At 69.0% G+C, this 12,510-nt stretch carries 12 protein-coding genes and 1 pseudogene; 3 read left to right on the forward strand and 10 right to left on the reverse strand.

Going from position 1 to position 12,510, the window contains the following annotated elements:
- A pseudogene (locus ACFQ36_RS16015) lies at positions 1–467 on the forward strand (ribonuclease D); the annotation flags it as partial.
- A 25-nt stretch (positions 468–492) separates the two neighbouring features.
- Here the strand turns inward: ACFQ36_RS16015 and ACFQ36_RS16020 are convergent.
- The 3 genes from ACFQ36_RS16020 to ACFQ36_RS16030 all read right to left on the reverse strand — a co-directional run bounded on the left by ACFQ36_RS16020 (position 493) and on the right by ACFQ36_RS16030 (position 3,886).
- A complete protein-coding gene (locus tag ACFQ36_RS16020; RefSeq protein WP_377015303.1) occupies positions 493–813 on the reverse strand; it encodes a GYD domain-containing protein in 321 nt (106 codons plus the stop codon).
- Positions 814–973: 160 nt separating this feature from the next.
- Complete coding sequence (locus ACFQ36_RS16025) at positions 974–2,158, reverse strand: MFS transporter (protein WP_377015305.1); 1,185 nt, start codon at positions 2,156–2,158, stop codon at positions 974–976.
- A gap of 81 nt (positions 2,159–2,239) precedes the next feature.
- On the reverse strand, positions 2,240–3,886 hold the full coding sequence (locus tag ACFQ36_RS16030; protein WP_377015307.1) for an amidohydrolase: 1,647 nt from the start codon (positions 3,884–3,886) through the stop codon (positions 2,240–2,242).
- A 317-nt stretch (positions 3,887–4,203) separates the two neighbouring features.
- Between ACFQ36_RS16030 and ACFQ36_RS16035 the strand changes: the two genes are divergently transcribed.
- Both ACFQ36_RS16035 and ACFQ36_RS16040 read left to right on the forward strand, forming a co-directional pair.
- A complete protein-coding gene (locus ACFQ36_RS16035; protein ID WP_377015309.1) occupies positions 4,204–4,506 on the forward strand; it encodes a DUF4193 domain-containing protein in 303 nt (100 codons plus the stop codon).
- A 168-nt stretch (positions 4,507–4,674) separates the two neighbouring features.
- Positions 4,675–4,965 carry a hypothetical protein gene (locus ACFQ36_RS16040; protein WP_377015311.1) on the forward strand — a complete coding sequence of 97 codons (291 nt, stop codon included), beginning with the start codon at positions 4,675–4,677 and terminating at the stop codon, positions 4,963–4,965.
- A gap of 35 nt (positions 4,966–5,000) precedes the next feature.
- Here ACFQ36_RS16040 and ACFQ36_RS16045 read toward each other — a convergent pair whose 3' ends face one another.
- From ACFQ36_RS16045 to ACFQ36_RS16075, 7 genes are all read right to left on the reverse strand, one after another.
- Positions 5,001–6,311, reverse strand: a complete 1,311-nt coding sequence (locus ACFQ36_RS16045; RefSeq protein ID WP_377015313.1) for an ammonium transporter — start codon at positions 6,309–6,311, stop codon at positions 5,001–5,003.
- A 303-nt stretch (positions 6,312–6,614) separates the two neighbouring features.
- On the reverse strand, positions 6,615–7,304 hold the full coding sequence (locus ACFQ36_RS16050) for a DUF6308 family protein (RefSeq protein WP_377015315.1): 690 nt from the start codon (positions 7,302–7,304) through the stop codon (positions 6,615–6,617).
- Positions 7,305–7,535: 231 nt separating this feature from the next.
- Positions 7,536–8,540: an AraC family transcriptional regulator gene (locus ACFQ36_RS16055; RefSeq protein ID WP_377015317.1), complete on the reverse strand. Its 1,005-nt coding sequence runs from the start codon at positions 8,538–8,540 to the stop codon at positions 7,536–7,538.
- 71 nt (positions 8,541–8,611) lie between these two features.
- Complete coding sequence (locus ACFQ36_RS16060; RefSeq protein ID WP_377015319.1) at positions 8,612–9,715, reverse strand: LLM class flavin-dependent oxidoreductase; 1,104 nt, start codon at positions 9,713–9,715, stop codon at positions 8,612–8,614.
- A gap of 50 nt (positions 9,716–9,765) precedes the next feature.
- Complete coding sequence (locus ACFQ36_RS16065) at positions 9,766–10,248, reverse strand: flavin reductase family protein (RefSeq protein ID WP_377015320.1); 483 nt, start codon at positions 10,246–10,248, stop codon at positions 9,766–9,768.
- Between the two features lie 212 nt (positions 10,249–10,460).
- Positions 10,461–11,285, reverse strand: coding sequence for a cyclase family protein (locus tag ACFQ36_RS16070; RefSeq protein ID WP_377015324.1), 825 nt, complete (start codon positions 11,283–11,285; stop codon positions 10,461–10,463).
- 132 nt (positions 11,286–11,417) lie between these two features.
- The coding region (locus tag ACFQ36_RS16075; RefSeq protein WP_377015322.1) for a thiamine pyrophosphate-binding protein at positions 11,418–12,510 on the reverse strand (1,093 nt) is incomplete at its 5' end.

The raw sequence follows: 12,510 nt of genomic DNA on the forward strand, positions 1-12,510 counted from the left end.
CCGCCACCCTGCCCCAGCTGCTGGCCACCAACGGCTTCCATGGCCGCGCGGCCAAGCGCGAGGCGGCACGCTGGCTGCGCTGCATCTCCGCCGCGCAGCAGTCCACCGACCTGCCGCCGCTGCATGTGGCCACCAATGCTCCGCCGCCGCCGCGGGTGTGGGCCGATAAGGACCCCGACGCCGCCGCACGCCTGCAGACTGCCAAGCCGCGGCTCGCCGCCCTGGCCCTGCAGCTGGACATGCCGGTGGAGAACCTGCTCACGCCTGACTACCTGCGCCGCGTGGCCTGGCGCCCGCCGGCCGAAATTACCGCGGAATCGGTAGGCGCGGAGCTGGCCGGCCTCGGCGCCCGGCGCTGGCAGGTGGAACTGGCCGCACCGGTGCTGGCCGAGGCGTTCCTGCACCCGAAGCCGCTGGAGGAGAAGAAGGACAACGGGCAGAACCGGAAGCCTGCCGCCCGGGGATAACGGCGGCGGCGTCGCCGCCGGTGCCCTATTGTCCCGGCGGCCGGTAGGAAGGTGTCTTGGCCGTGGCGGCGTCGAGGTCTTCGGGCGTCATCAGCGGAGTCAGCCGCAGATCCACCGCGCCGCTGGCATTGATCATTAGGGACAGGGCCGCGGCGCTGGCCTGGTCGGGCAGGTCGAAAACGCCCAGGACATCGGTATCGCCGAACGCGTAGTACATGCAGTCCAGGGAACCGCCCAGCGATTCCAAGGCCTGAACCACGGCTTCCCGCCGTTTCGAGCCCCCTTCCTGCATCAGGCCCTTGATTCCCTGGCCCACATAGTTTGCCTGGAACAGATACTTGGTCATGGCACATCCTGTTCTGCCTGCACCCGAACCGACCCGGGCGCGCCGGACGCCCGCTGGGAAAGGGCTTCGGATTCTCCCTGACAGGGACTGTGGCCAGAGTCTAGACCCGCATGGGATTGGTGACAACAGGCAGGCAGCCCCTCGGGGCGGCCCGCCGCATTTACGTCCTGCGCTGCGCGCCCATCACGCAGGCCAACGAGGCCAGCACGCCCACGACGGCGAGCGTGAGCATGCCGCTGAACGATCCGCTGGATTGGATCAGGTTGCCGCAGACGATGGGGCCGATGGCGAAGCCGGTGCCGATCATCAGGTTCGTGGTGTTCATCAGGTGCTTGCTGCTGCCCAGGCTCGAGAGGCTGGAGAGCAGGTAGGGCAGGATGAACGTCCAGGCAAACTTGAAGATGACCGCCGCGACCGCGAACCGCACCAGGCCCGGGGCGCCGAAGAGCAGCGCGACGCTGAAGGCCATGCCCAGGTACCCGCCCAGCAGGAACAGCCGGCGCCGCGGGGTGTCGCCCAGCACCGTGGCCACCAGCGCGGAGACGATGCCGGCCACGGTGGCGATGGAGAGCACCGTGCTGGACGCGGACAGGCCGATGCCGGCGCCGGCGGAAAGCTGGGCCATGAAGGACCAGACGCCGCTAAGCGACACGTAGAACAGCAGCACCGCGGCCATGCCCAGGACGAACTTGCCCGCCGGAAGCTTCGCCGGGACGCCGGCGGCGGCAGGCGCCCCGGGCGTGGAGGACCCGGCGGCGGGCGCCCGCAGTGCTTCGCCGTCGATGCAGCGCACCACGAACAGGCACAGCGCCGCGAGTCCCGCCAGCGTCCAGTAGATTGCGGCAACTCCGGTGCCGGCGTACAGCATGGGGAACACCGCCAGGATCAGGGCCCCCATGGCGAGCTGGAAGACCACAAAGATGCCGAAGGCCCGGCTGGGGTTGGCGGTCCGGCCGCTCAGCGACAGGATAATGACGGTGATGGAGCCGGCGGCCAGCGAGGTGATCACGCGAGCTGCGACCAGCAGCGCGAAGCTGTCGATGAAGCCCGAGGCGAGGTTGCCGGCAATGACGACGGCGGTGAACAGGCAGGTGGCGGTGCGCAGGTTCATCCGCGTCAGCCACAGGTAGGCCGGCATCGTGGCCAGGCTGAACGCGCCGAGTTCGAGCGAGAACAACATGCCCAGCTGAACGGGGGTGAGCCCGAACTGCGCGGCCAGCTTGCCGGCGATCACCGGGGCGATCAGCAGCACCGTGTAGAGCACGGCGCTGAAGACGGCGATGTAGGTGTAGGTGCCGCGGTCGGACGCGGTGCCGGCTGCGGGGGTTGCCAGGGTTGTACTCATGGGGCGGCCCTCTCGAAACAGGGCGGAGCCTCCGGCACGTCGGTGCCGGAGGCTCCGCGGAAAGGATGGGAACGGCGCGGGTCAGGCCTGGTAGACCTGCCGGCCGGCGAACCAGGTCTGCTGCACCTTGATGTGCCGGACCTTGTCGATGTCGATCTCGTGCGGGTTCTCGGACAAGACGATGAAGTCCGCGGACTTGCCCGGCGCCAGCGAGCCGGCCACGTCGTCGATCCCCATGGCCTCCGCGCACGCGGTGGTATAGACGCGGACGGCCTCCTCGAGCGTGATGGCCTGCTCCGGCCAGAGCATCCCGGGGAACCGGCCCGTGGGGTCCTGGCGGGTCACGAGCCCGTAGATGCCCTCCCACGCGTTCGGGGAGACACTCACCGGCCAGTCCGAGCCCCCGGCCACCCGGGCACCGGCGTCCAGCAGGGCCCGGTTCGGCTGCATCTTCGAGGCGCGCTCGGCCGGCAGCACGGTCGCGATCGCCTCGGAGATGACGCCGGGGAACCACAGCGACGGCGAAATGTCCGCGGTAACGTCCAGCTCGGCGAAGCGGGCAATGTCGTCCGGGTGCACGAACTGCCCGTGGGCAATGTGGTACTTCGGCCCGGTATAGCCGGCCTCGCGAACCTTCTGCACGGTGTCCAGCACCAGGCGCACGGAGGCGTCACCGGTGCAGTGGATCTTCGCGGAGATCCCGCGTTCGGCGGTGCCCATCAGCCAGCCCTCGAGTTCGGACGGGTCCATGGTGGTGCCGCCGCAGTGGCATTCGGGGAACCCGGCCTCGGGCAGGTACGGCTCCAGGAACGCGGCGGTGCCGGCCGGCGGCACGCCGTCAAGGAAGATCTTGATGAAGTCCGGCCGGTGGTGCCGGGAGCGGGTTTCCTCGCGGTGGGCGATGATGCCCTCGCCCAGCGGGTCGGTGCCGAAGATGAAGTCGTTGGCCTGCATGGACGTGACCACCCAGGCATGCAGGTCCCCGCGTTCGTCCAGTTCCTTCAAGGCCCGCATCAGCTGCAGCGAGGCGGCGGCGTCCTGGAAGCCGGTAACTCCGTAGGAGTGCAGGATTTCGATCCCGCGGGCCGCCGCGCGGGCCAGGTCCCCGGTGCCCGTGGGATGCAGCCGGGCCAGGGTTTTTTCCAGCATGGCTCCGCCGGCCTCGATCAGCACACCGGTGGCCTTACCGGCGGCGTCGCGCAGGATCTGACCGCCCTCCGGATCGGCAGTGTCATCACCGATCCCGGCCAGCTCCAGCGCTTTGGAGTTGGCCCAGCGGTTGTGCTTGGAGTCGTCCTTCAGCAGGGCCGGCCGGCCACCTGTGGCCGTGTCGAAGCGGGCCAGCGCCTCGGCGGTGTTCAGCTCGTTCAGCAGGCCCGAGCCCCAGCTGCCGCCGACCACCCACTCGTCCGGGCCGAGCCCGGCGGCGTAGTCTTTCACGGCGGCCAACAGACCATCCAGGTCCAGCGTAGGCGGGGCGTCCAGTTCGAACAGGTCCATCTGCCCGGCGAGCATGTGGTGGTTGTGCACATCCAGCAGCCCGGGCATCACGTAGGCGCCGCCGAGGTCGACGACGGCAGTGTCCGGCCCGCGCAGCGCCTCGGCTTCGCTGCCGAGCGCCAGCACTTTCCCGTCCCCCACCGCAAGCGCCGGTGTCCTGGTCCCGGCGGGGTCCAGGACGTCGATCACGCCGTTGGTCAGCAGCACATCCGCGGGCTTTTCAGCCATGTTCATCCACCTTTCGGGTCCTGAGCGACTAACTTCACCGTAAGGCGCGGAACGGGATGCCGCCTTGACTTTGAGTGCACGGCACTTGATTTCTGCGGCAGTAGAGAATAAGCACCTCCCGAGATTCCAGCATCCGCGTTTCAGCCCTTGCCTTGGGAGACGACATCGGGCCCGCTCCGGCAGACCCGCAGTTGGCATCTGTCTGCCTGCCGCTGCCCCTCGGCACGGGAATAATCGTGTGCCGGCCCGCGTTGGGCAGCTACGACCGGACGCCGACAGACCGTCCGGCATGACGCTCCAGGAGTATCCGAACCAAAATGGCCACCGATTACGATGCACCCCGCACCAAGGACGAGGACCAGGGACACGACTCCCTGGAGGCGCTGAAGTCCCGGCAGCGCGGCGGTGCCATGACCGCCATGATTGACGCCGAGGACACGGACACCGCCGAAGGCATTGACCTGCCGGGCGCGGACCTCTCCGGCGAGGAGCTGGTCGTCCAGATCGTCCCGCCGCAGCAGGACGAGTTCACCTGTATGTCGTGCTTCCTGGTCCGCCACAAGTCCCAGGTCGCCCGCGAAAAGGATGGCGCCAAGTACTGCCGCGACTGCGAAGGCTAAACAGGCTTCGGGTGCGGGCAATGCCGCGACGCGCTGAAACGTTTGCCTGATCCACGAAGAACGGCATCGAGAGCGGTAACCTGAAGGCGAAGCGGGACCCGTGGTGCACTGTGGGTCCCGCTTTTCCACGCCGGCGGTTCAGCTACACCTAAGGATCCAAACCTCTCCGTGATGCCACTTCGAGACCTTCTGCACTCCCCCGCCGTCCGCCTCATCCTCGATACGGCCGCCGCCGCGCTGGTCCTGTCCGTCGGCTTGGAAATGATCGCCCACGCCAACGGGAGCACCTGGGCCCCGCTCCTTGGCGGTCCGGCGATTACCCTTGCCGGAGCCCACCTCATCCTCCTCGTCCGCGCCTGGCACGAACACCTTCGGCAGGCGTGGAATGCCCGGAAGGATTTCTCCGGCACGGCACGGGGGATGTCGCCGGCCAAGGCAGGGACCGGCGTCGAACCATAGCACCCGGCCCCAGGGCGTCCGGCCCGGCCTGAGCCTTAGACGAGGGCCTTTTCCCCGCTTCGCTGGTTCCGGACGGCTGCCGGCTGCCGGTCATGGTGGACGAAGGGGACGGCATGGCCGTGGCCGAGTCCGTCGAATTCGTAGGCGGCCTCGGCATGTTCGGACAGGTCCACGCCCGCAATCTCATCTTCGAGGCTGACCCGGAAGCCGACGGTTCTGTGGATGGCCAGGCCGGCGACGGCGGTCACCAGACCGGTCAGCACAACGGTGACGAGGACGGCGACAATCTGCGCAACCAGCTGCCGGAAGCCGCCGCCGTAGAAGAGCCCGCCGCCCTCGCCGTCGACCGGCAGGGCAATGAACCCCAGCGCCAGCGTGCCGACCACGCCGGCAACCAGGTGGACGCCGACGACGTCGAGCGAGTCGTCGTAGCCGAACCTGTACTTCAGGCCGACGGCCCAAGCGCAAACGGCACCGGCCGCCAGGCCCAGGGCCAGGGCGCCGACAGGACTCACATTGGCGCAGGAGGGAGTGATTGCGACCAGGCCGGCAACAACGCCGGACACCGCGCCCAGGGACGTGGGGTGGCCGTCGCGGATCTTTTCCATGACCAGCCAGCCGATCATGGCCGCCGCCGGGGCCGCCAGGGTGTTGACCCAGATCAGCCCGGCCTGCTCCGCCGTCGTCGCGGCACCGCCGTTGAAGCCGAACCAGCCGAACCACAAGACGGCCGCACCGATCATGACCAGCGGGAGGTTGTGCGGACGGTGGCCCGGGTCCTTGCCGAAGCCGTGGCGCTGGCCCACGATCAGAGCCAGGATCAGCCCGGCCACGCCTGCGCTGATTTCGACGACGGTACCGCCGGCGAAGTCGATCACCTGCCCGAACACCGAACTGAGGGCTCCGCCCGGGCTTAGCAGCCCGCCGCCCCACACCATGAACGCAAGCGGGCAGTAGACCAGGGTGACCCAGATCGGGACGAACACGGCCCAGGCGCTGAACTTGGCCCGGTCGGCAACCGCCCCGCTGATCAAAGCCACGGTGACCATGGCGAACGTTGCACCGAAACCGGCCTGGATCAGCTCGGAGCCGGCGAGGTTGGCCAGCCCGAAGCTGGCGAACGGATTGCCGAACAGGCCGTCGACACCGTCGCCGCTGACCATCGAGTAGCCCCACAGCACCCACAGGACCCCGACGATGCCTGCGGAGATGACGCTCATCATGATCATGTTGAGCGCAGCCTTCGCCCGCGTCATGCCAGCGTAGAAAACTGCCAGTCCCGGCGTCATGAACAATGCCAGTCCCGCTGACACCATCATCCAGGCGTTTGCCGCAGTGATTTGCACCGGCGCGGTCCTTCCCTCAAGTCTGCTGTCCGGTGCTCCGCTGCAGCCGGTTCCGTTACCCGGCATTAATATTCACGAATCCGTGTTTCCGGCCATCGCCGGAGAAGTTGCGGGCAAGTTACAGGAAAGCCGGGGCCGTAAAGACCACGTGACCGCGATGTTTCAGCCGTGTAAACGCGGCCGGCTCCTACAGCGACCATGACGCACTCGGGGGTGCCGGGCAGGAACAGGACCTTGGCGCGGATCCAGTCATTCAGCAGCGGCCGCGCCGTCCTTCGATGACCTGTGCGCAGGCGTCCGCCGTCACTGCCCCTCGCCCACCGATTCTGCCGGCAGCCGCTGGCCGTTCATAACTCCGTGCATCCACAGCACCACATCCATGACGCGAAGCAGCGCAAGATCCTCGACCCCGGCCTTGTCCCGGATGACAGCCAGGTTCCGCCGCAGTGCAGGATTCCCGGCCACCACCGCATGCCATGCGGCCCACTGCCCGCCGGCATCGGGCCGGCCCACCACGCCGGCGACCACCGAATCCCAAATGGGAATCAAATGGGGGCGCTTGCGCGCCATGATCTTGCTGGCAATGGTCGACCCGATCCCCCACTTCGCCCCGCCCTTGTTTTTGAGCAGATCCCACAGCTGCCAGGCAGGGCTGCCGGGCCCCAGCAACACCTCGAACCCGGCGTCGGTCACGTCGGCCAGCTCCTTGTCGGCAGGGATCTCAGCCAGCAGCTTGGCAATCTCCTCCGCCTTGGCGTCAAGAATGGCGACGGCGGCGCGGGCCGGCACATGTACCGACAGGCAGGAGACCGCCACCAGGTCGTCGGCGGTGATCCTGTTGGCCACTGCCGCGTGCGCACCTCCGCCGGCAAAATCGTCGAAGCGCGCACCCGTGTATGGCCGGCCGCCGTCCTCCAGCGTGCCGTAATAGCGCCGCACCAGCTCGACTGCTTCGTCGACGTCGTCGCCGGCCAGAATCTCAGGGATCCGCACTGTTCCTCCGTGGTGCTGTCTGCAGCCGGGGCGCGTCCCCGGCCGTATGAAGCTATCTGTCCCTGCCGGCACCGCCCGGAACCAACACGGCCCGTCCCGGCATTGTCATCGGGCTGTTATGCACGAAACGAGGTTTCGCCTCTCACGCACGAAATCGAGGTTGCGCAGAACCTCATTTTGGGCAGGTCCTACCGGGAGGGCATCGATGTGCGCCTGTGGACCGGGACGGGCTCAGCCGCGCGCCCGGGCCAGGGTCGCGGATGGGGATTCGCCGAAACGCTGCATGTAGTACGCGGAGAACCGGCCCAAGTGGGTGAAGCCGACGCCGGTGGCCGCCGCAGCCACCGTGGTCCGCTCCGCCGCTGCCCCGTCGGACAGCAGCCGGTGTGCCCGGTCCAGACGGATGTTCCGCAGCAAAAGCGACGGTGAAACGCCCAGATGCTCGGTGAACACGGTCTGCAGCTGCCGCGGACTGATCTTGACGGCTGCGGCGATCCGCTCCACCGACAGCGGGTCGGCGTAGTGGCGTTCCATGAAGCGGCGGGCCTGCCGCAGGTAGCCGGGGCCGGCGGCGTCCCGGCCCCGCACCGCCAGCTGCAGGTGCGGGGCCAGGCCGACCACGGCGGAGGAGAGCAGGGAATCCGACAGCGCCTTGAGCGTCAGCGGGTCTGCGCCCAGGCCGCTGTCGAACTGCCGGCAGGCTCCCACCCAGCTGGCGGTGACGAAGTCCGGGGCGGCCAGCTGCAGCGGCCGGTCGCCGGACAGGGCCAGCGGCCCGTCCAGCGGAGCCCCGAGGACGCCGGCCACGCCCGCCTCCAGGACACCGACGTCGGCGGCGCCGACCAGGGCGCCGGCATCCGGGTCCGGCTCCATCCGGGTGGGCCGGTCGGAGCTGAGGGCGAACGGCGTGGTGGCCATCCAGCTGTGCCCGCCGCATTCGACCAGCATCGGCCCGAGCGGGAACACGATCAGCGCGCGGCGGCCCGAGGGCGGGCTGTCCACGGTCAGCTGCGCACCGTAGGCCACCAGCACGATGCTCAGCTCCCCCAGCCGCAGCCCGTTGACGGTTCCGTCCAGGCGCCGGCCCCGGTGCAGGATCAGCCGGTGGTTCTCCGCGGTCAGGTCGTTGACGGCACTGCGGATTTCCTGCGGGTCTGCACTGCGGGCCAGCGGATGCGCGGCCAGCAGGTGGGCCGGCGACGGCGCGGCCCCTGCGCGCTGCGCGGCAACACTCATGTGTTCCTCCCGGAAAACGACACCGGACAATCGTACCGTTACGTGACGGACGTCACCACATGTACGTGCAGTCAGGCCTTGGGCCGCACGCCCATGGCCTGAAGCCGCGGCAGCACTTCCTCGGCGAAGTACGGCAATTCGCCGGCATAGTCCACGAACGCCACCGTCATCCCGTCGAAGCCGGCGCGGTGCACCGCGGCAATGCCCTCGGCGACGTCGTCGGGCGTGCCGAAAATGGGCAGCGAGCCGTGGCCGGAGGCGAACCGCGAGCGCATGGTGGCCAGCATTTCCGGGGTGAAGGACTGCGCGTGCAGGCCCTGCAGGCCCATCAGGTAGTCCACGGCCCCCCAGTCCGCGTTCTCCTCCGCGTAATAGCGCACGAACTCCTCGGCCTCCGCCCGGGTGGGCCGGCACACCACGTGCCCGAGCGTGAAGACGCCGACGTCGCGGCCGTGTTCGGCACGGGCCTGCTCCTTCAGCCCGGAGGCGATGCCGCGGCCCGTCTCCGCATCGGGAATGATGGTGAAGACGAAGTCCGAGTTCTTCGCCGCGAATGAACGGCCCTGCCCGGAGGAACCGGCGTTGAGGACCGGGACGCGGCCGCCGGCCGGCTTGGGCTCTGACTCGACGTTCTTCAGGTGGAAGAACCCGCCGTCGTGGTCGAAGATGCCTTCCTCGGACCAGGCCTCGCGGACCACGTCCCACCATTCCTGGGCGAAGGCATAGCGGGCATCGTGCTCCTGCGGCATGTCCACGCCCATGGCGTTGTATTCGGGCTGGTTCCAGCCGGCCACGATGTTCAGGCCGGCACGCCCGCCGCCGCCGAGCTGGTCCAGGGTCGCCATTTGCTTGGCGGTCACCAGAGGGTGGTTGAACGCGGTGTGGATGGTGGAGAAGACCGAGATCCGCTGCGTGGAAGCCAGCAGCCCGGCGGCCCAGACGATCGGGTCCAGCACGTGGCCGTGGAAATTGGTCTCCCCCTTGTAACCGATCCAGCGGGCGATCGGCAGCAGGAAGTCGATGCCTGCGTCGTCGGCGATGCGGGCCATGCGCAGGTTGTCCTCCCAGCTGGCGCTCCAGCGCTGCCCGATCTTGGTGACGGCCAGGCCGCCGGAGCAGTTGGGTGAGAACAGGCCCAGCTTGAAGCCGCGGCGGTCGAGGATGGAGCGGGTCATGGTGTCTCCTTTGACGGTTGTTTGGCTTGGGTTCGGCGGGGGTGGATGTGTCAGCGGTTCAGGTGTTCCAGGGTCAGGGCGTCGAACCCGGCTGCGCCGTCGATGGCCACGACCTGGCCGACGAGGATGAGGTGGTCGCCGCCGCCGTAACGGGCCCAGAGGCGGCAGTCCAGGCGCACGCCGGCCACCGGCACGGCCGGCGCCCCGACGCTGCCGTCCGTGACGGCCAGGCCGGCGAATTTGTCCGTCCCGCGCGCGGCGAAGCGCGGCACCAAGGGCGCGTCCCGTTCGGCCAGCACATGGACGGCGAACGCGTCCGTGGTGCTCCAAATGGCGAACGCCGACGACCGCCGGTCCGCACACCAGGACACCAGCGGCGGCTCCAGCGAGACGGAGGTGAAGCTGTTGCTCACCAGCCCCGCCGGCCGGCCGCCGGGGCCGGCGGCAGGCATCCTGGCGACGCCGGTCATCCAGCGGCGCATCACGGCGCGCAGCTCTGCGGCCGCGACGCCGTCCCGGGCCAGTGTTTCCATGGTCGTCCTCCTGTCGGAAGCGGGTGTGGCTTAAATTCTTCCGACCGCCGCGCCCGGGGCCTATCCGATCCCGGCACTCCCCTATCCGCTTTGCGTGATCGCCATCACGGCACAACGACGACGGCGGCGCCCCGGCTCCTGGGAACAGGAACCGGGGCGCCGCCGTGGGGTCTCGATGCGGCCGCTAGCAGCCTTATTCGACCTCCGGAGTGCTACTGCTTCGGCACGAAAGCCAGCACGCGGGCCGGACTGCCGGTGCCGCCGACAATCGGCAGCGGGGCAACCACGACCATGGCGCCGCGGGCGGGCAGCCGGGACAGGTTCTGCAGCGAGGTGATGCCGTACTTGTCCACGCCGAGCAGGTAGTGGTGCATCGGGAACGGCGGATCCAGCAGGGCCGCATTGCCGGCGTCGATGCCGACCGTCTCCACGCCGAAGCCGGCAATGTCCGTCTCCTCGGCCAGCCACTTGGCACATTCTGCGGAGACACCCGGGGTATGCGAACCGGACTCGTCCGCGTTCAGGAACCTCTCCCGGTCGGCCGCGTACTGGTCCCAACCGGTGCGGTAGAGCACCCAGCCTCCGTCCGGCAGCGGCCCGTGTTCGGTTTCCCAGGCCTTGATGTGTTCGACTTCGAGCAGGAAATCCGGATCCGCGGCGGCCTGCCCGGTAAAGTCCAGGACCACTGCCGGTCCGGCCAGGCGCGGCAGCGGGATGTCTGCGACATCATGGCTGTCGCGGCCGGTGATCCAGTGGATCGGGGCATCCAGATGCGTGCCGATGTGCTCGCCGGTGTGGATATTGGCGTGCTTCCAGAACGGGCCGGGCTCGTTGTACTCGCTGACCGTTTCCAGGCTGAAGTCGATCAGGTTGGCAAACGGTGCCGGCAGTTCCAGGGTCGGGGTGCTGCTGTCGAGGCGGTTCGTCAGGTCGACGATTTCGATCCCGCCGCCGGCCAGGGCAGCGAGGAAATCGGCGACGGGGCCGGTGGCGGGGCCGGCGGAAACGGCGGGAGTGCCTGCGGTGTCGTGGGTCATCTCATCCAGCTTTCGCGAGGTGTCGGTCCGGGTCATGGTGCATCGATTCTTGTTGCTGCGCGGACCGGCCGGCTAGCCGATCCGCGCAGTGCTTTGTCCGCTTTGCGCAGGACGCTTGCCCAAAGTACCGGCTCAATGCCCCTTGAAGGCCTCCGCCAGCCACCAGGCGCCGCCGTCGGAGGCGATCTTCGCGTCGATCACCAGCGGCGCCGTCCGCGGACCCTCCAGCCAGGCCCGCACCCCGGCCAGGTCGGCCTCGGCACGCACGGTGACGCCCTCGGCCCCGTACCCGCGGGCAATCGCGGCGATGTCGGTGTCCGGGAAGGTCACCGTGGACATGTCGGGCTGCTGCCCGCCGGCCGCGCGGAAGTGGTGTACCTCGGCGCCGTAGGCGGCGTCGTTGTACACGATGCACACCAGCGGCAGGCCCAGCCGCACCGCGGTCTCCAGTTCGGAAATGCCCATCAGGAACCCGCCGTCGCCGGTGCCCAGTACCGGCAGCCGGTCCGGGCGGGCGATGCCCGCGCCGATCGCGGTGGACAGCCCAAGCCCGATGGACTGGAAGGCCTGGGTGAAGCAGAAACCGAACTCGTCCGGCACCTCAAGGTACTGGCTGGGGTAGCCCATGAAGTTGCCCGAGTCCACCGAAACAATCCGCTCCGCGGGCAGCAGTGTATCCAGCCGCTTGCTGAGCCGGCGAGGGTCGATCCGCCCCAGGCCCCCGTCATCGGCCGTGGACAGGTCCTCGACGGGCACATCCTGCCAGCGGGCCTCGGCCTTGATCCGCTGCCGGACCTCCTCGGTGCGGTACTTGGTTTCGGCAGCCCCCCGGCCACGCAGCACCTCGAGCACCGCTGCGGCCGTCTCCGCGCTGTCGCCGAGCACGCCCAGATCCACCGGGCGGTTGGCTCCCAGTGCCGAATCCTCCAGGTCCACCTGCACCACCTTGGCCGCGGAACCGATCAGCGTGCCGTGCCGCATGGTCCACATGTTCAGTGCGCAGCCGAATCCCACCACCAGGTCCGCCCCGCTGATCAGCTCGGCCACCAGCGGGGTGGAGAATCCGCCGGAGATACCCAGGTTGAAGTCCTCGCCGTTGAACAGGCCCTTGGCCACGGCCGAGGTGGCCACCAGCGCCCCGGCCTGCGCGGCCAGCTCACGCAGCTGGTCCCGGGCACCGCGCCCGCCCCGGCCAGCCACGAAGACCGGACGCTCCGCGGCGGCA

Source organism: Arthrobacter sp. GCM10027362 (genome assembly GCF_042679445.1).
Taxonomy (GTDB): domain Bacteria; phylum Actinomycetota; class Actinomycetes; order Actinomycetales; family Micrococcaceae; genus Crystallibacter.

Coding starts and splice junctions, on each gene's coding strand:
- ACFQ36_RS16070 (WP_377015324.1), bottom strand. CDS start 11,285: ATGACCCACGACACCGCAGGCACTCCCGCCGTTTCCGCCGGCCCCGCC.
- ACFQ36_RS16020 (WP_377015303.1), bottom strand. CDS start 813: ATGACCAAGTATCTGTTCCAGGCAAACTATGTGGGCCAGGGAATCAAG.
- ACFQ36_RS16030 (WP_377015307.1), bottom strand. CDS start 3,886: ATGGCTGAAAAGCCCGCGGATGTGCTGCTGACCAACGGCGTGATCGAC.
- ACFQ36_RS16025 (WP_377015305.1), bottom strand. CDS start 2,158: ATGAGTACAACCCTGGCAACCCCCGCAGCCGGCACCGCGTCCGACCGC.
- ACFQ36_RS16060 (WP_377015319.1), bottom strand. CDS start 9,715: ATGACCCGCTCCATCCTCGACCGCCGCGGCTTCAAGCTGGGCCTGTTC.
- ACFQ36_RS16055 (WP_377015317.1), bottom strand. CDS start 8,540: ATGAGTGTTGCCGCGCAGCGCGCAGGGGCCGCGCCGTCGCCGGCCCAC.
- ACFQ36_RS16065 (WP_377015320.1), bottom strand. CDS start 10,248: ATGGAAACACTGGCCCGGGACGGCGTCGCGGCCGCAGAGCTGCGCGCC.
- ACFQ36_RS16035 (WP_377015309.1), top strand. CDS start 4,204: ATGGCCACCGATTACGATGCACCCCGCACCAAGGACGAGGACCAGGGA.